This window comes from Streptomyces sp. NPDC048424 (assembly GCF_040651555.1).
In the GTDB taxonomy this organism is placed as follows: Bacteria; Actinomycetota; Actinomycetes; order Streptomycetales; family Streptomycetaceae; genus Streptomyces.
Window position 1 is genome coordinate 50,096 of record NZ_JBEZKE010000001.1, and the last position, 18,167, is coordinate 68,262.

Consider the following 18,167-nt stretch of genomic DNA (forward strand, 5'->3'; position numbering starts at 1 on the left):
AGCCCGGCCGCCCGCGGGATGTGCGGGCCGGCCGGAAGCGCGAACGCGGCTGATCACTGGGGCCAATGGAAAAGGCGCTCCGCATTGACCGGAAGTGGTCGGGAACACCGGCCAATCAACGCTCTGACCAGGCCCTCGGCGGAGTTGATTGTCCGTGTCCGACTTCGCTTCCGGGCAATCGGGCGCTCCCGTGGAATGTGGACATCACCCGGTTTCGGGAGGCGACGCAAGGACGGGAAAGAGACCCCGGACCGTCCTGGCCGACCGTACAAACCTGTCCACCTGTTCCATCTGGAGGTACTTCCATGGCGCATCGCAACGTCGAACTGCTCGCAGTCGGTGCAGGACCGGCGAACCTCGCGCTGGCGGTCGCCGTCGAGGAGCTCGCCCCCGAGCTGGCCGGCGACACCCTGCTGATCGAGCGCGAGCAGGACATCGTGTGGCAGCGCGGCATGCTGCTGCCCGACGCGCTCAGCCAGGTCTCCTTCCTCAAGGACCTGGTCACCATGCGCAATCCGTGCAGCCGCTTTTCCTTTGTCAACTTCCTTCACTCGCAGGAACGGCTCGACGCTTTCGTCAATCTGGCCAGCTTCGTTCCGTACCGCAGTGAGATATCCGAGTACTTGCAGTGGGTGGCCGACGAACTCGCCACGGTGAAGGTCGAATACGGCCGCGAGTGCACCTCCGTCGAGGCCGTGAACGGCGAGGACGGCGAGCTCTCCGGCTGGGTGGTCACCCTCGCCAACGGCGACACCATCGGCTGCCGCTACCTGGTGATCGGCGCCGGCCGCGACGCCCACGTCCCCGCGGTGTTCGACGGCCTGCCGGCCGAGCGCGTCATCCACAGCACGCAGTACACGCAGCGCATCGCCGGGGTGCGCGCGGACCTGCCGCACCGGGTCGCGGTCATCGGCGGGGCGCAGAGCGCGGCCGAGCTGTTCGGCGCCGCGCTGCGGGACCTGCCCGAGTGCAGGCCGACCATGATCATGCGGTCCATCGGCCTGAACGGCTACGAGAGCAGCAAGTTCACCAACGAGCTGTACTACACGTCCTTCATCGACGAGTTCTACGAGTCCTCGCCCGAGGCCCGCCAGCAGCTGCTCGCCGAGATGTACCGCTCCAACTACGGCGGTCTGTCCCCGGCCACCCTCGACGGCCTCTACCGCCAGTTCTACCAGGACCGCCGCAGCGGCCAGGAGCGCCTGGCGATCCACCCCATGACCGACGTGACCGGCGCGCGGACGGAGGGCGAGGAGATCGTCCTGACCCTCGTCGACCGCAAGTCGGGTGCCGAGCGGGAGATGCGCACGGACCTCGTGCTCCTGGGCACCGGTTTCGTCCGGGAGATGCCGTGGGCGGTCAAGGCCCTCGCGCAGTCGATCGAACTCGACGAGATCAACGTGAGCCGGAACTACCGGCTCGACCTGGGCCGCCCGGCGAGCGCCGCCTGCTACCTGCAGGGCGTCAACGAGGCCACCCACGGCATCGCCGACTCGCTGCTCAGCGTGCTCGCCGGCCGCTCCGCCGAGATCACCGAGGACATCCTCGCGCACCGCCGTACGAGATCGCTGGAGATCCCGGCCCAGGAGCGCGAGCTGGCACTCGCCGGCGCGGTCTGAGTACCGCGCGCCCCTCACGAGCCGTACCCGCCTGACGAGGAGAGACCGACCCCCATGCTCACCAAGCAACTCGACCGCGACGGACTGACGCACGAGAACGGGCTGGACGCCCAGCGCCTGCTGCCCTGGCCCGAGCTCAACGCCCCCTTCGAGGGGTCCTGGTGCGTGATCCGCCCCGGTACCGCATCGACGGCGCACGCCCACCACGAGTACGAGATCTTCATCGCCGTCTCCGGCACCGCGGTCCTGGAGTCGCAGGGCGTCCGCAAGCCCCTCGTGACCGGCGACATCGTCTACTTCGCCCCCGGCTCGGACCACCGGGTGATCAACGAGTCCGCCGAGGACTTCGAGATGTATTCGGTCTGGTGGGACCTCGACATGACGCAGCGGTTCGCAGCACGCCACGAAGGAGCCCAGGCATGACACGCCGTACGGTCATCATCGCGCCGCCGCCGACCCCCAACGGGGACCTGCACACCGGGCACCTGGCGGGCCCGTACCTGGCCGGTGACGTGCACGCACGCTACCTGCGGGCCTCCGGCCGTCCGGTGATCTTCACCAGCGGCACCGACGACAGCCAGACCTACGTGGTGTCCAGCGCGGCCAAGGCGGGGCTGACGCCCGAGGAGCTGGCCCTGCGCTCCGCGACGCAGATCCGCGCCACCCTGGAGGCGGCCGGCATCTCCGTGGACGGCTTCGCCCCCTTCGACAAGGGCTACCGGCAGACCGTCATCGACTTCGTCACCGACCTCCACAACGACGGCGCGTTCCGGCTGAAGACCGTGCGCCTTCCGTACGTCGAGGCCACCGGCGAGTACCTCATGGAGGGCCTGGTCGCCGGCGACTGCCCGGTGTGCCTGGTGGAGAGCCGCGGCGGACTCTGCGAGTCCTGCGGACACCCCAACAACTTCGACGAGCTGCTGCGTCCGCGCTCCACCGTCGACCCGGACGCCGTCGTCACGCACCGCGAGGCGCAGATCCTGGTCCTGCCGATGGAGGAGTACCGCGACCGCCTCGCCGACTACTACGTCCGCCACCGGGACGTACTGCGGCCGCACACCGCGCAGGTGGTCCGCGAGGCGCTGGAGCGTCCGCTGCCGGACTTCCCGATCACCTACCCCACCGGCTGGGGCATCCCGGCGCCGTTCGTCGAGACGCCCGGACAGGTCCTCAACGCCTGGGCCGAGGGCATGGCCGCCTCGATGTACTGCACCTGGTACGCGGCCGAGCAGCTCGGTGAGCACACCGACCGCTACGACGAGCACTGGCTGTCCGAGCACGGCATCGACCTCGTGTACTTCCTCGGATTCGACAACGTCTACTTCTGGGGAATGACGCACCTGGCCCTGCTGATGGCGCACGGCGACCGGTACGTCGAGCCGCACGCCATCGTGTCGAACGAGTTCTACGAGCTGGAGAACCAGAAGTTCTCAACAAGCAAAGGCCACGTGGTCTGGGCCGCCGATCTGGTGGCCGAGGTGCCCCGCGACCTGGTCCGCTTCTACCTGGCGCTCACCGCCCCCGAGCACTCCCGGACGAACTTCAGCCGCGAGGCGCTCGACACCCTGGCAAGCGATCGGCTGGTCGAGCCGTGGAACCGGCTCGCCCGCCGGCTGGAGGAACTGCTCGCCGCCGTCCCGGCGGACGCGCTGCTCCCGGTGTCGCGGACCGGCGCCGACCACGCGGGCATCGTCGTCGAGCGCTTCCGCTCCCACTACGAGCTGGAGAGCTTCAGCCTCCACCGGGCGGCCGACCTGGTCGTCGTCCACCTCGACCGGCTGCTGAAGCAGACGGACCGGGTGGCCGTGGACGTCCCGAGCGACCTCGGTGACCTGGTCCTCGCGGTCCGGACGCTGACGGCCTGCGCCGCGCCGCTGCTCGTCGACGTCGCGGCCCGTGCCGAGCGGGCCGGGGCCGATCTGACCCTCCCGGCCGGCGCGTTCACCACCGACCCCGTCGCTCCGCTGCGACTCCCCCTCCTGTCCACCGCGGTCGGGGCGTTCGCGCCCGTGGCCGAGCCGGCCGACATCCGAGCCTGACCTCCGAGGAGCACTGTGTCCACGATCGCCCCGCCCCGTCCCAATCGGGCAGAACGCCTGCTCATCCCCGCGACCTTCATCACCAACCTGGGCAACGGGATCCAGCTCACCGCCGCCTCGTACCTGGTCTTCACCGAGGCCAACACCATGCTCGCGGTCAGCTGGCTGATGATCGCCGTCACCATCCCGCAGGTGGCGCTCTCCCTGTTCTTCGGCAAGCTCGCCGACCGCTTCGACCGCCGCACCCTGGCGATGGTCTCCGACCTGGCCAGCGCCGCCGCCGCGATCGGTCTGCCCGTCTGGCTGGCCCTCGGCGGCAACCCCTCGACCGTCAGCTACGTCGCCAGCTTCATCCTGTCGATCTCCGCGGCCCTCTTCTTCCCGGCCAGCAACGCCCTGATCAAGGAGCGCATCCCGGAGTCCCGGCTGGCCCAGTTCAACGGCAACGCCGAGATCGCCATCCAGGCCGGCACGCTCGCCTCGGCGGCCCTCGGCGGCTGGGTGATCGTCTGGGTCGGCACCACGTCGCTCTTCTACTTCAACGCGATCACGTTCCTGCTCTCCGCCGCCCTGCTGTTCTTCATCGGCCGCCGTCCGGCCGGCCAGGCCGTCACCGAGGCCGCGGCCAAGGCCGCGTCGGCCGCCGCCGCCAAGCTGTCCGCCTCCCGCCCGCCGCTGGCCCGTCTCGCGGTGCTCTACATCATCGGCAACATCGTCATCATCGTCGGCAACAGCATCATGCTGGTCCTGGTCATCGAGGGCTTCAAGTCCAACGCCGGCTACCTCGGCATCGTCGACGCCCTGTTCGGCATCGGTGCGCTGTTCGCGGCCTGGGCCTTCAAGAAGATCAGCTCCAAGGCCACCGTGCTGAAGACCGCCCTGATCGGCTACCTCGCCTTCGCGGTGCTCCTGTCCATGGAGTCCATCCACCTCTACGCGATGATGGCCGTCATCCCCTTCGCCGCCATCGCCTTCTGCGTGGCCCGCATCTCGGCCCGTACCGCCCTGATGAGCGCGGCGCCCGAGGAGAAGACGGGCTTCGTCTTCGGTGCCACCAACGCCTTCGGCCTCGCGGCCGGCACCACCGCGGTCGTCCTGATCTCGCTCCTGGTCGACTCCACCAACGTGAAGAACGGCTTCTACGCCCTCTCCGCCCTGGTCGTCGTCATCGCCACCATCACCGTCATCTCGCTCAGCAAGCACGACCGTGAGGTCGCCGCCGCCGAGGCCGCCGCTGCCGCCGCGGAGATCGTCTCCGAGCCCGCTGCCGCTGCCGCGACCGTGTCCGCGCCCGTCGCCGAGGCCGCCCCGGCCGAAGCCGTCCCGGCCAAGGTCTGAGGGGGGCGCCGCAGATGAAGCTGCTCGCGATCGAAGCCAGCCAGAACGCCACCTACTACGTCTCGCGCTACCAGCAGATCGAGGCCCTCGGGGCCGAGGTACACGTCCTCAACGGCATCGGCACGGAGGACTTCTGGGACGCGGACCGCTACCGGATCGCCGGCTCCAAGCAGATCGAGGACATCGTCACCGCCGCCAAGGTCTGGCACGCGGAGGAGGAGTTCGAGGGGGTCCTGACCTTCTCGGAGTCCGGCGTCGTCACCGTGGCGGTCGTCGCCGAGGCGCTCGGCCTGCCGAGCATCGGCTTCGAAGCCGCCCGCACCAGCCGCAACAAGCTGCTCATGCGCCAGGCCCACGAGCGCGGCAGCGCCGCGCACCCGGGCTTCCGGTACGCCCCCGACGTCGAGGCCGCCCTGACGGCCGGCGAGGAGCTCGGGTACCCGCTGATCCTCAAGCCCACCCTGGGAGCCGCCAGCAACTTCGTGTTCAAGGTCGACGACCCCGAGGAGATGCGGGCCCGCTTCGCGGACGCCACCTCGGGCATCGAGACCATGACCTGGGCCCTGATGGAGGCCGACGGACTGGACCTCGGCCCGAACGGGATCATCGTCGAGGGCTACCTCGACGGCCACGAGCACCTCATCGAGGCCCTGGCCTGGGACGAGGAGGTGTACCTCGGCTCCATCGTGGACCGGATCACCGTGGAGAGCGGGACCTTCGACGACGACGTCCACCACGCGCCGAGCTCCCTGACCCCCGAGCAGATCGCCGCGGTCCACGAGGTGGTCCGGGACGCGGCCCACGCCCAGGGCCTGCGCCGGTCCGTGCTCCACGCCGAGGTGAGGTTCCACCAGGGCAAGCCCTTCATCCTGGAGATAGCGATCCGTCCCGGCGGCGGCGGACTCGACCACATGGCGCGGATCAGCGCCGGCCACGACCCCATCCAGTGCGTGGTGGACGTGGCCCGGGGCACCGAGCCGGACGTCTCGCACTACGCGCCGACAGGGGTGCACACCGCCGCGATGTGCCTGATCAGCGGGGCGGGGACGGTCGAGTCCATCGAGGTGCCGACCGAGGTCGCCGAGGACCCCGCGCTGTTCTTCCTCAAGATCACGGCCACGGCGGGGACCGTCATCAAGCGCCCGCCGGCGGGCAACAACATCCTCGGTTTCATCGGCGCCACCGGCACCTCCCTGACGGAGGCGCTGACCACCGCGCACGTCGCGGCCGGCCGCATCCGCACCGAGATGAGGCCGGAGCATGGCTGAGTCCCCGCGGCGCACGGCCACCAGGCGCCACTACCTGATGTGCCGGCCCACCCACTTCGAGGTGAGCTACGCGATCAACCCGTGGATGAACCCGGACAAGCCGATGGACGCCGAGCTGGCGCTGGCCCAGTGGGAGCGGATCCGGGACCTCTACCTCGGCTTCGGCCACGAGGTCTCGTACATCGACCCGGTCCCGGGCCTGCCGGACATGGTGTTCTCCGCCAACGGCGCCACCGTGATCGACGACAAGGTGCTCATCGCGAAGTTCCGCCACCGGGAGCGGGCGGCCGAGGCCGACGCGTACCGGGGCTGGTTCGAAGCGAACGGCTTCGCCGAGGTCCTCGTACCGGAGCACGTCAACGAGGGCGAGGGGGACTTCGCCCCCGCCGGCCGGAGGGTGCTGGCCGGTGCGGGATTCCGCAGCGACCCCGTCGCGCACGAGGAGCTCCGCGCGTTCTTCGGACTGCCGGTGGTCGGACTGGACCTGATCGACCCCCGCTTCTACCACCTGGACACCGCACTGTGCGTCCTCGACGACGACCTGGTGACGTACTACCCCGAAGCGTTCTCCGAAGAGAGCCGCAAGGTGCTGCGGGAGCTCTACCCGGACGCGGTCCTCGCGACCCGGGACGATGCCGAGGCCTTCGGTCTGAACGCGGTCAGCGACGGACTGAACGTGGTAGTGACGGAGACCGCCACGCACCTGATCGGTGAGCTGCGCGAGCGCGGCTTCGAGGTGCACGGCGTGGACATGTCGGAACTGCTGAAGGCCGGTGGCGCGGTCAAGTGCATCACTCAGGAGATACGACACCGGTGATCGACTACGACGGCAGAAGTTTCCGCAACACCGGTTACCCGGCGGGCGAGGACGCCCCCGTCGGCCACTACCGCCAGGAAGGCGACCTGCTCTGGGCCGACTTCGACGGCGGCCCCGTCCGCCGGGGCTCGCTGAACGGCCGGGTGGAGCCCGACGGCAACCTCGAATTCGCCTACACGATGGTCCTCGCGGACGGCGAGGTGATCGCCGGCAGGTGCTGGAGCACCCCCGAGTTCCTCGACGACGGACGGATCCGGCTCAACGAGCGCTGGGAGCGCTACGGAGCCCACTCAGACAGCGGCGAATCCGCACTGGAGGAGGTACCGAGATGACCCCGCCCACCACCCCGCTCCGCGGGGGCAGCGTGACCTGGGCCTGCACCAGCGGCTTCAGCCCGGTCTTCATCTTCCCGTTCACCCCCGGCGAGTACTACGGGGTGGCCAACCTGCACGAGTTCCAGACGCTCATGTACCGCCCGCTGTACTGGTACGGCACCGGCGGGCAGCCGACGGTGGACTACGAGCGCAGCCTCGCCGAGCCCCCCGAGTGGAGCGAGGACGGCCGTACGGCGACGATCACCGTCAAGCCGTACAAGTGGTCGAACGGCGAGACGGTCAACGCCGACAACGTGATGCTGTGGATGCACCTCCTGGAGGCCGAGAAGGACAGCTTCGGCGGCTACACGCCGGGCTTCTTCCCGGACAACCTGGCCGGCTACGAGAAGGTCGCCGAGGACAAGGTCAGCTTCACCTTCGACCGCGCCTACTCGCACAACTGGGTGCTGATGAACCAGTTCAGCACCATCACCCCGCTGCCGAAGGCCTGGGACCGCACCGGCGACGACCGCCCGGCCGACGCCACCCACGACCCGGCCCAGGCCTCCGCGGTCTACGCCTATCTGCGGGCCCGCAACGACGAGCGCAAGGGATGGGACACCAGCCCCGTCTGGAGCGTGGTCAACGGACCCTGGAGGCTCAGCAGTTACACCATCGACGGCACGTCGGGCGAATGCGTCCTGGTGCCCAACGCGCACTACTCCGGCCCCAACAAGCCCTACCTGGACGAGTTCCGGCTGGTGCCCACCGACTCGGACACCGACCAGTACGAGATGCTCCGCCGGGGCCCCGAGGCCCTCGACGGCGTGCAGATCGGCTTCCTGCCCTTCGACGAGGTCACCGAGCCGGCCGAGGACCCGCAGCTCGGCGGGCCCAACCCGCTCGGCGAGCACTACGACCTCGTGCCCCAGCTCACTTACAAGATCCATTACTTCCCGATCAACTTCAACAACCCGACCGTCGCCGGAAAGATCTTCAAGCAGCTCTACTTCCGCCAGGCACTCCAGTCCAGCCTCGACTCCCGGGGCGCCATCCGCGACGTCTACAAGGGCTACGGCTACCCGACCACCGGGCCCATCCCGGCCCTGCCGGACAGCCCCCTGCTCTCGCCCGCCGCGCACGAGGACCCGTACCCCTTCGACATCGACGCGGCCCGCCGCTTCCTGACCGAGAACGGCTGGGACACCAGCACCACCCCGGGCATCTGCGTCCGCGAGGGCACCGGTCCCGGGGAGGCGGGAGAGGGCATCCCCGCCGGCACCCCGCTGCGCTTCTCGATGCGGTACGCCAAGGGCCACGAGACGCTGACCGCGGTCATGCGCAAGTTCGCCGCGGACGCGGCACGGGCCGGCATCGAGATCGAGCTCACCGAGGTCGAGGCGAGCGTCCTGGTCCTGGAGGACACCACCTGCACCCCGGGCCCCGACAGCCCGTGCCTGTGGGAGTTCAGCGACTGGAACGGCGGCTGGGGCTACGGCCCCGGCTTCTACCCCACCGGAGAGGCCCTCTACTCGACCGGATCCTCGGTCAACTTCGGCAGCTACAGCGACCCGAAGGCCGACGAACTGATCGCGCGCACCGTGGTCAGCGACGACCTGGAGGACCTCTACGCCTACCAGGACTACATCGCGCAGCAGGTCCCGGTCATCTGGATGCCGAACTTCCCCTTCCGTCTGCTGGAGGTCGCCAAGGACCTCCGCGGCGTGGCCCCGATCAACCCCTTCGGGCTGATCAACCCCGAGGACTGGCACTACGTCGGCGAGGTGCTGTGATGTACCAGAGGCTGCTCGACCACCTCGACGGGCACCTGGCCCGCTACCGGCTGATCGACCATCCGGCCGAGGGCCGCACGGACCTGGCGAGCGTGCTGCGCGGCCACCCGCTGGAGCAGGCCGCGAAGTGCATCGTCGTCCGCGTGAGCATCACCAAGCGGGTCGGCAAGTACGTGCTCGCGGTGGTGCCCGGTGACCGCCAGGTCGACCTGGAGGCGGTCGGCGCGCTGTTCGGCGGCGGCCGGACGGCCTTCGCGACGCCGGAGATCGCCGAGCGCCTGGCCGGCAGCGTCTGCGGCACGGTGATGCCGCTCAGCTTCCACCCCGATCTGCACCTCGTCGTCGACGAGGGCCTGATCCTCACCGAAGAGATCTACTTCAACGCGGCCCGCCTGGACCGCTCCGTGGCCCTGTCCACCCCCGACTACCTGGCCATCGCCCAGCCCCAGCTGGCGGCGATCGCGACGGCCGGCGACCGGGTCCTGACCCACTCCGCGAGGTGACGAAGATGACGCAAGACGCGAAGACGACCGACGACGGCGTGGTGATCCTGGTCGGCAGCGGACAGCGCGCCTACCGCGAGTACCTGCTCGCGGGCGCCGCCCGCCGGCGCCCGATCTGGATCCTGGACGCGGTGGACCCGACCTGGCAGAAGGAGTACGTCATCGGCTCGACCACCGTCGGGCTGCTCGACACCGAACGCCTGGTGCCCGACCAGGAGGGGCTGATCAAGGCGGCCGAGGCGGTGGCCGCCGAGCACCGCGTGGTCGGGGTGTTCAGCTACGACGAGACGCTCGTGGTGACCACCGCGCTCATAGCCGAGCGGCTGGGCCTGCCCGGACTGACCTCGCGGGGCGCCGACAACTGCCGCAACAAGCACAACACCCGCCGGCTGCTGACCGCCGCCGGACTGCCCCAGCCGCACTTCGCCTACGTGACCGACGCCGATCAGGCGCTCGCGTCGGCCGACTCCTTCGGCTACCCGGTCGTGCTCAAGCCCCGCGGCATGGGGGCGAGCATCGGCGTCATCCGGGTCGACGGCCCCGAGGCGGTCCGCCCGGCCTTCGAGGTCGCCGACGCCGCCAGCCACGGCGGGAACAGCGACTACGAGGGCGGGGTGCTGGTCGAGGAGTGCGTGATCGGGCCCGAGATCAGCATCGACGGCGCGGTCTTCGACGGCGGCTACACCCCGCTCTTCCTCGCGCACAAGGAAGTGGGCCTGGAGCCCTACTTCGAGGAGACCGGGCACGTCGTCAGCGCCACCGATCCGCTGCTGGCCGACGAGGAACTGCTGGGCATCCTCCGGGACGCCCACCGGGAACTGGGAGTCGGCTACGGGATCACCCACACGGAGGTGAAGCTGACCTCCCGCGGGCCGGTGATCATCGAGGTGAACGCCCGCCTGGGCGGCGACCTCATCCCGTACCTCGGCAGTCTCGCCACCGGGATCGAGCCGGGCGAGGTGGCCGCGGAGCTGGCGACAGGCACCCGCCCCGAGTGGACGCCGACCAAGGCCCGCACCGTGGGCATCCGCTTCCTCTACCCGCCCCAGAACGGCACCGTCCGCTCGGTCGACGTGCCCGCCGCCTCCGACACCCCGGGGCTGCTGGAGGCGAACGTCATGGTCGGGTCCGGGACCACGCTGCTGCTGCCGCCGGACGGCTACCTCAGCCGGTACGCCAACGTGATCTGCGCCGGCGACGACCGGCCGGGCTGCGAGGAGCACCTCGCCAAGGCCGCCGCACTGACCACGATCGTCCTCGACAGCTGACTCGTCGGCACCGGAACACGGAAAGGAGGTGTGTGATGTCGGCGAGGGTGACGGTAGTGGGCGGCGGTGTGATCGCCCTGCTCACGGCAGTCGAATGCGTGCTCGACGGACACAAGGTCACGATCGTGGACCAGGGCCCCATCCCGCACAGCAGAGCCACCTCTTTCGACCAGCACCGGATCCTGCGGGCCCTGCACCCTTCGGATCCGCAGGCCACGGCGGCCGCGCTGCGCGCGCACCACCGCTGGGTCGAACTGGAAGAGCTCTTCCTGACCCGCTTCTACGAGCAGGTCGGCGCCCTCACCGTGCTGCCGCCCGCGGCGGCGGCAGAAGCGGCGGCGATGCTCGGCAACGCCGGAGGCAGCGTCAGGGAACTGACCGCGGCCGGCCTGTCCGACCGCTATCCGCACCTGCACGTGGACGGCGGTCTCGGCGCGGTACTCGAGGACGAGGCGGGGGTCCTGCTCGCCGAACGGGTCCTCGCCGCCTGCGTCGGCTGGCTGAAGTGGCAGTCCGGCATCGAGCTCATCGAGCACCGGGCCGTGACCGCCGTCGACGGCGAGAGCGGCACCGTACGGCTGGTGGACGGACGGGTGCTGCACGGCGACGCGGTCCTGGTCGCGGTGGGCCCCTGGTCCCGCGGGCTGATGCCGGAGGGCATCGCCGAACGGCTGACGCTGTTCCGCCAGTCCCTCCTCTACTGCCGGGTGCCCCGGCACCAGGCGCAGGCCTGGGCGTCCACCCCGGCCATCCCCGCGCTCGGCACCAAGGGGGGAGCCTGGCTGATCCCGCCGGTGGCGGGCACGGCCCTCAAGCTGACCTCGGCCACCGCCTGCCGGGTGGTGGACGAACTCACCGACCACGCCACCGATCCGTACTGGCAGCGCCGGCTGGAGAAGGAGTTCGGGGACCTGCTGCCCGGCTTCGGCCCGGCCTGGGTCACCGCCGCCAAGGACGCCTACTACTCCTCCTTCTCCGAGACCGGCGGGCCGCTGGTGGTCGCCCTCGGCGGCGACGCGTACGCGTACGCGGCCTGCGGTGGCACATCCTTCAAGTTCGCGCCGCTCATCGCGCGGTCGCTGGCGGACCGGCTGACCGGCCGGATCCCGTCACTGGTCGGGCTCGGCGCGCTCGACGGGCCGCCGCTCGACGCGCTCGCCCCGCAGCTCGCGGGCCGGTGAGCGGGCGGCCGAGGCCGAAGCCGAAGGCGAAGGAGGAAACGGTGGTCACGACGGACGACGTGCGCAGGCTCGCGGTCAGCCTGCCGAGGACCGAGGAGCACCTGATCCGGGACCGCGTGAAGTTCCGGATCGGGAAGATCGTCTACCTCGCCCTCTCCCGGGACGAGACCGAGCTGGGCTTCGCCTTCCCCAAGGAGGAGCGGGCGGCGCTGGTCGCCGCCGAACCGGCGAAGTTCCTCATGCCCCGCGAGTCCGATCTGCGCTTCAACTGGGTCGAGGCCAAGATGGCGGCCCTGGACCTGGAGGAGCTGACGGAACTGGTCACCGAGGCCTGGCGGATGGTGGTGCCGGCCAAGGTGGCGCGCGCGCACCTGGCCCCGGCCGCGCCGCCGTCCCCGCCCGCTCCCACCCTGGCCGAACTGCACGCCTCGGCGGAGGTGTTCAACGGCTTCGCGGGGGTGGACCGGAGCTGGCTGGCCCTGCGCGAGGAGACCGCGCCCGGTCTCGACCTCACCGTCGCCGCCCACCGCGCCGCCCTGCACCGCTGGCTGAACTCCTGGGGCTGCCGGATCCGCTACCCGCGGGAGGGGGAGCCCGACCTGTTCGGCGCGGGGCTCGCCGCCTGGTGGGGGCGCCACCCCCTGCCGGACGCGCCGCTGTCCCGGCTCACCCCCCGCGACGTCTCCCGCTTCGCGCGGGCCTACGAGGAACTCGCCGCGCTGCCGATCGGCCGCCGCAGCCTCGGCCCGACCGCCGCGTCCAAGGCGCTGTACGCCCTGCGCCCCGACTCGGTCATGCCGTGGGACGCGGCCATCGCCGACCGGCTCTACGGCGTACGGGACGGGGCCGCCTTCGCCCGCCACCTGGAGACCGGCCGGGCCTGGGCACGCGCGGCGCTCGCGGAGGCCGGCGGCCCGGACGAGCGGACCCTGTGCGCCGACATCGGCCGCCCCGGGATCTCCCTCGCCAAGATCCTCGACGAACACCTCTACCTCACGATCACCCACGCGGCGGCCGAGCGGCGCCCGGGGGGCTCCGAAGCCCGGGACGCCTGAGGGGCGACGTACGACGGCGCCCCGCAGCCGGAGCTGCGGGGCGCCTGCGCACCGGTGGGCCGGGGGGCCGGGGGTCAGCGGGTGACCCGCGCGAGCACCTCGGAGCGCGCCACCGGCACCTGCTCCTCCTCCGTCGGGTCGGGCTGGGCCAGCGCGAACGCCCTGGCCATCGGCGTCAGCCCGTACTGCCCCGGCAGATCGGAGTGCTCGACCAGGCCCGCGTCGAGGAGGCGTTCGAGGAGGTCCTCCACCGGCTGGGCGGAGCGCTCGACCAGGACGGCGAGCGCGTCCGTGGACTCGTACACCACGTTGTCCACGGAGGGCGGGTTCTCGGAGCCGGCGAACTGGCGCAGCATCAGGCGGGCCCACGGGGTCAGCAGCCGGTAGGCGCTGTCCAGTCGGCTGCCCAGGCTGTCGTCCCCGACCTGGAGCCGGCCCAGGAACCGGCCGGGTTCCCGCCGTCCCTCGCCGAGCAGCTCGGCCACGGAGTCCTGCAGCATCCACTCGGGCCGCGCCGCGATCCGCCGGCCGGCCAGGTTCAGCGCGAGCGGCAGGTCCCCGCACGCGTCGGCGAGCCGCAGGCAGGCGCGCGGCTCGGTGCCGACCCGGTCCCCGCCGACCAGCTGGGCGAGCAGCTCCATGGACTCGTCGCGGTCCAGGGCGGGCAGCCTTATTCGGCCAATTCCGTCGAGGCCCAGGAGCCTTGAGCGACTGGTGAGGACGATGCGGCTCTCGGGTGACGCGGTGAGCAGTTCCCGTACCTGCCGCTCGTGCTGCACACCGTCCAGCACCACGAGCAGCCGGCGCCGGTGGAGCAGTGACCGGTACAGGCCGATGCGCTGCCCGGGATCGTTCGGGATGCGGTCGGCGGGGATGCCGAGCGCCTCCAGGAAGCCGCCCGCGATTCCCGCCGCGTCCTTGCGTCCGTCGGCGGCCGGGTCCAGGTTCGCGTAGAGCTGTCCGTCCGGCAGGTTGGGCGCCAGTTCGTGGGCGAGCCGCAGCGCGAAGGCCGACTTGCCCGCACCGACCTGACCGCTGATCAGCAGCGGACCGGGCGGGCGCTGTTCGCCGTAACAGGGGGCCGTCAGGGCGCGGGCCCGCTGGAGCGGTTCGGCCCGTCCCACCAGGGGATGAGCCTCCATCGGCAGCTGGGCGGGCGGCGGCAGGACGGCGCGCACGTCGGCGGCGCGCAGCTCGTTCTCCTGGTGCTGCTGCACGGCCTTGGCCGCCGGGCGGGCCGCGCCCTCGTCGCCGTCGGCGCGCGCCGCCTCGTGCCAGCGGCGCTCCCAGGTGGCGCGGTCCCCGCCGCAGGCCTCGGCGAAGGCGAGGGCCACCTGGAGGGTCGGGAGGCGGTAGCCGGCGGCCGCGTCGGAGAGCACCGAGGCGGAGAACATGGCCCGTGTGGCCATGTCGCGGTAACCGGGACTGCCGGCCGCGGTCCGCAGCCTGCGCAACTCCCGGGCGAACGCGGTGACTGGTCCGGCATCGGGGGCCAGTGGTCGCTCCAGTCTTCCCACACCTTGCTCCTTTGGCACTCGTTCTGTGTGCTGCCAGCTCCTTCGGCCTGCCCATGAACTGTCTGTGTCGCCCTTCCTGATCTGCTACCGGATGCTTACCGCGTGCTAGGGGGAACCCCTATGATCCGGGTGACATGACCTGGCCAGGGGTCGTGTTCTTGGGGGGTGGATAGCTGATGCCGGGGGCGGATGCGGAATCCGGGGAGAGACGGAGCGCGGTTCCCGTGGGGGGAAGACCGCGTTTCCATGTGCTCGGATCGCTTGAGGGGTGGGACGGAGAAGTACGGCTGAGGCTGGGGGGAGCGATCCAGGAACGGGTCCTGTGCATGCTCCTTCTCGAGGCCGGCCGGGTGGTGCCCGTTGCCCGATTGGTCGAGGCGACCTGGGAGAAGGACCCGCCGGTGACCGCGGCGCACCAGGTCCGCAAGGCAGTCGCCGACCTGCGGCGGCGCATACCGGCCGGCAACGAGGTGATCGCGACCGACGGGCCCGGATACCGCGTGGTGGTGGCGGACGACCAGGTTGACCTCCTGGAGTTCGACGCACTGACCAGGGCGGCGGGCCAGGCCGTACGGGAGGGCCGGCAGTCCGAGGCCGCCGAGGCCCTGCGGGCCGCCCTCGCGCTGTGGCGGGGATCGGTGCTGTCCGGAGCGGGCGGGCCGGTGATCGAGGCCGCGGCGACCGCGCTGGAAGAGCGCCGGCTGGCCGCGGCCGAGCAGCGCTTCGAGCTGTGCCTGGCGTTGGGCGAGAGCGGCGAGCTCATCTCGGGGCTACGCGCGCTGATCACCCAGCACCCGCTGCGGGAGACGCTGCGCGGCCAGCTGATGCTCGCCCTGTACCGCTCGGGGCGGCAGGCCGAGGCGCTCAAGGAGTACGGGGAGGTCCGCGAGCTCCTCGTGGACGAGCTCGGGATCGATCCGGGACCGCGGCTGGCCCGGCTGTACGAGGCGATCCTGCGGGACAGCCCCGAGCTGGCCGCGCCCGAACGGCCGCGGCCCGTACCCGTGGCGCCCGCACCGGCCGCGCCCGTACTTCCGGAACCGGCCGAGCGGGCGGCCCCCGTACCGCCGGCGCCCGAGCCGGCCGTTCCCGTGGGGGCGGCGCCCGAGCCCGCGGCGGCCGGGACGCCGGAACCGGTTCCCGGGGAGCCGGGGGCGCAGGCCGACACGGCCGTACCGACCGACGCCCCGTGCACCCTGCCGTACGACCTGCCGGACTTCACCGGCCGCGCCAAGGAACTGGCCGAACTCTTCGACTACGTACGGGACGAGGGCCGGGGCGCCGAGCGGTACTCCCGGATCGTGGCCATCGACGGCATGGGCGGCATGGGCAAGACCACCCTGGCCGTACGCGCCGCACACCGCCTGGCCGGGGGGTATCCCGACGGGCAGCTCCACATCGACCTGCACGGATTCACCCCGGGCGGCCTGCCCGTGTCACCGGCCAGCGCGCTCGACAGCCTGCTGCGGACCGTCGGTACGCCGGGCGACCGGATCCCCGAGGACCTGGAGGGCCGCACGGCCCTGTGGCGCTCGAAGCTGGACGGCCGGCGGATGCTCCTGCTGTTCGACAACGCGGTCGACGCCGCGCAGATCCGGCCACTGCTGCCGGCCTCGCCCGGCTGTCTGGTCCTGATCACCAGCCGGGGGCGGCTGCTGGACCTCGACGGCGTCGAGTGGGTGTCGATCGGGATGATGGAACCCGAGGACAGCACCAGCCTGATGACCGAGACGCTCGGCACCACCCGGGTGGCCGCCGAGCCGGAGGCCTCCGCCGAACTGGCCGAGCTGTGCGGCCACCTGCCGCTCGCGCTGCGGATCGCGACCGCCCGGCTGCGCAACAGGCCGCGCTGGACGGTGCGTTACCTCGTCGAGCGGCTGCGCGACGAGAAACGCCGGATGGACGAGCTGAGTTCGGGCGAGCGCAGCGTCGCGGCGACCCTGCGCCTGTCGTACCTGGCGATGGACGAGGAGTACCGCACGGCGTTCCGCATCCTGAGCCTGTACCCGTGCGCGGGAACCGACGTGTACTCGGCGGCGGCCCTGCTGGGCACGGCCGTCCGGGACGCCGAGGACGCCCTGGAGTTCCTGCTCGACGTCCACTTGGTGCAGCAGCCCGACATCGGCCTCTACACCTTCCACGACCTGGTGCGCAGCTTCGCGCAGAGCCTGCGGGGACCGGCGACGGCGGAGGACGACGCCGCGGCCGTCGAGCGGCTGCTCGGCTACTACCTGACGACCTCCAACGCGGCCTGCGAGGTGCTGTTCCCCGGTCGCGAGCGACGGCCCACCGGTATCCCGCCCTACCAGGGCGAACGGCCGGCCTTCACGCTGGCCGAACAGGCCGTGAGCTGGTTCGACCGGGAGCAGGCCGGGCTGCTGGCGGCCGTGTCCCTCGCCGAGCGGTCCGGCCACGACCGGTACGCGGCCTGTCTGAGCCGCAACGTCGGCTTCCACCTGCACGCGCGCGGACAGCTCGACGAGTTCTGGAGCGTCGGGCACCTGGCGGTCGCCGCCGCCCGCCGGCTCGACGACCCGGCGCTCCTCGGCATCAGCCTGGCCAATCTGGGCGCGGCCTGCTGGAAGCTCGGCCGCTTCGAGGAAGGCCTGGAGGTGGCCCGGGAGGCGCGCGACACCGCGATGCGCGCGGGGGACCGGCACACGGAGGCGCACAGCGAATCGACCATCGGGCTGCTGCTGTCGATGCTCGGGAGGTACGGGGAGGCGCTGCCCCTTCTGGAGCGCTCTCTCGGCATGTCCAGGGAGCTGGGCAACCCGCGCGCGGAGGCCGAGAACCTGACCACCCTCAGCACGCTGTACGAGCGGTGGGGCCGCTACCCGGAAGCGGCCCAGGCCGCCCGCCGGGCGATCGGGATCGGCCGCGACCTCGGTTACCGCAGCAACGAGATCGTGGCCCTGGCCGATCTGGCCTTCGCCCAGGTGGGTCTGGGCGACTACACGGACGCGCACGAGACCCTCAAGCGCGCCCGCGACCTGTGCGACGAGACCAGGTCGTCGGGTGACGTGGCCCTGGTGCTGTCGGTGTCCGCCCAGGTGGCGCAGGAGCGGGGTGACGGCACGCAGGCCCGCTCGTTCGCCGAGCGGGCCCTGCTCCTCGGCCGTACGAGCGGCGCCCCGATCCGGCTCGCCAAGGTCGAGAACGTCCTCGGGCGGCTCCACATGACGTGGGGGGAGTACGAGGAGGCGCTGGCCCTGCACGCGCACGCCCACAAGATCGCGGCCCCGATGAGCTTCCGGGCCGAGGAGGCGTCCGCGCTGGTGGGCCTCGCCCGTGCGGCGGAGGCGCTCGGCGATCCGCGGACGGCGGCCGGACACCGTGCGGCCGCCGAGGAGTTATTCGAGTTCATGGGGCTGCCGGAGCACCGCCGGACGTACTGAGCCCGCACGGACGTGCCCCGCACGCGGATGTGCCCCGCACCGGATTCCGGTGCGGGG

Annotated in this window: 14 protein-coding genes; 13 read left to right on the forward strand and 1 reads right to left on the reverse strand. The window is 71.5% G+C overall.

Going from position 1 to position 18,167, the window contains the following annotated elements:
- Positions 1 to 305: 305 nt before the first annotated feature.
- From AB0D29_RS00230 to AB0D29_RS00285, 12 genes are read left to right on the forward strand one after another with little or no spacing between them, the layout of a single operon-like run.
- The gene (locus AB0D29_RS00230) at positions 306 to 1,619 is read left to right on the forward strand and encodes a SidA/IucD/PvdA family monooxygenase (RefSeq protein WP_362851244.1); all 1,314 of its coding nucleotides are present in this window, start codon (positions 306 to 308) and stop codon (positions 1,617 to 1,619) included.
- A gap of 54 nt (positions 1,620 to 1,673) precedes the next feature.
- On the forward strand, positions 1,674 to 2,042 hold the full coding sequence (locus AB0D29_RS00235) for a cupin domain-containing protein (RefSeq protein WP_319721961.1): 369 nt from the start codon (positions 1,674 to 1,676) through the stop codon (positions 2,040 to 2,042).
- Positions 2,039 to 3,658 carry a class I tRNA ligase family protein gene (locus AB0D29_RS00240; RefSeq protein ID WP_362851246.1) on the forward strand — a complete coding sequence of 540 codons (1,620 nt, stop codon included), beginning with the start codon at positions 2,039 to 2,041 and terminating at the stop codon, positions 3,656 to 3,658. The genes AB0D29_RS00235 and AB0D29_RS00240 overlap by 4 nt, the downstream gene beginning before the upstream one ends.
- Positions 3,659 to 3,673: 15 nt before the next feature.
- The gene (locus AB0D29_RS00245; RefSeq protein WP_362851248.1) at positions 3,674 to 4,996 is read left to right on the forward strand and encodes an MFS transporter; all 1,323 of its coding nucleotides are present in this window, start codon (positions 3,674 to 3,676) and stop codon (positions 4,994 to 4,996) included.
- Between the two features lie 14 nt (positions 4,997 to 5,010).
- A complete protein-coding gene (locus tag AB0D29_RS00250) occupies positions 5,011 to 6,264 on the forward strand; it encodes an ATP-grasp domain-containing protein (protein ID WP_362851250.1) in 1,254 nt (417 codons plus the stop codon).
- The gene (gene ddaH, locus AB0D29_RS00255) at positions 6,257 to 7,081 is read left to right on the forward strand and encodes a dimethylargininase (protein ID WP_362851252.1); all 825 of its coding nucleotides are present in this window, start codon (positions 6,257 to 6,259) and stop codon (positions 7,079 to 7,081) included. The genes AB0D29_RS00250 and ddaH overlap by 8 nt, the downstream gene beginning before the upstream one ends.
- Positions 7,078 to 7,413 (forward strand): hypothetical protein, encoded by a 336-nt coding sequence (locus AB0D29_RS00260; protein ID WP_030707650.1) that lies wholly within the window; start codon positions 7,078 to 7,080, stop codon positions 7,411 to 7,413. The genes ddaH and AB0D29_RS00260 overlap by 4 nt, the downstream gene beginning before the upstream one ends.
- Complete coding sequence (locus AB0D29_RS00265; RefSeq protein ID WP_362851254.1) at positions 7,410 to 9,188, forward strand: ABC transporter substrate-binding protein; 1,779 nt, start codon at positions 7,410 to 7,412, stop codon at positions 9,186 to 9,188. Before AB0D29_RS00260 ends, AB0D29_RS00265 begins: the two co-directional genes overlap by 4 nt.
- Entirely contained in the window at positions 9,188 to 9,691 is a 504-nt protein-coding gene (locus AB0D29_RS00270) for a YbaK/EbsC family protein (protein ID WP_362851256.1), read from the forward strand. Before AB0D29_RS00265 ends, AB0D29_RS00270 begins: the two co-directional genes overlap by 1 nt.
- Positions 9,692 to 9,696: 5 nt before the next feature.
- Positions 9,697 to 10,959 carry an ATP-grasp domain-containing protein gene (locus AB0D29_RS00275; protein ID WP_362851258.1) on the forward strand — a complete coding sequence of 421 codons (1,263 nt, stop codon included), beginning with the start codon at positions 9,697 to 9,699 and terminating at the stop codon, positions 10,957 to 10,959.
- Between the two features lie 35 nt (positions 10,960 to 10,994).
- Positions 10,995 to 12,140, forward strand: coding sequence for an FAD-dependent oxidoreductase (locus AB0D29_RS00280; RefSeq protein ID WP_362851260.1), 1,146 nt, complete (start codon positions 10,995 to 10,997; stop codon positions 12,138 to 12,140).
- Positions 12,141 to 12,181: 41 nt separating this feature from the next.
- Complete coding sequence (locus AB0D29_RS00285; RefSeq protein WP_362851262.1) at positions 12,182 to 13,195, forward strand: MmcQ/YjbR family DNA-binding protein; 1,014 nt, start codon at positions 12,182 to 12,184, stop codon at positions 13,193 to 13,195.
- Between the two features lie 74 nt (positions 13,196 to 13,269).
- On the opposite strand, the gene AB0D29_RS00290 is transcribed toward AB0D29_RS00285, so the two are convergent.
- On the reverse strand, positions 13,270 to 14,712 hold the full coding sequence (locus AB0D29_RS00290; RefSeq protein WP_362851264.1) for an NB-ARC domain-containing protein: 1,443 nt from the start codon (positions 14,710 to 14,712) through the stop codon (positions 13,270 to 13,272).
- A gap of 176 nt (positions 14,713 to 14,888) precedes the next feature.
- On the opposite strand from AB0D29_RS00290, the gene AB0D29_RS00295 reads away from it, so the two are divergent.
- A complete protein-coding gene (locus AB0D29_RS00295) occupies positions 14,889 to 18,110 on the forward strand; it encodes a BTAD domain-containing putative transcriptional regulator (RefSeq protein ID WP_362851266.1) in 3,222 nt (1,073 codons plus the stop codon).
- The last annotated feature ends 57 nt before the right edge of the window (positions 18,111 to 18,167 follow it).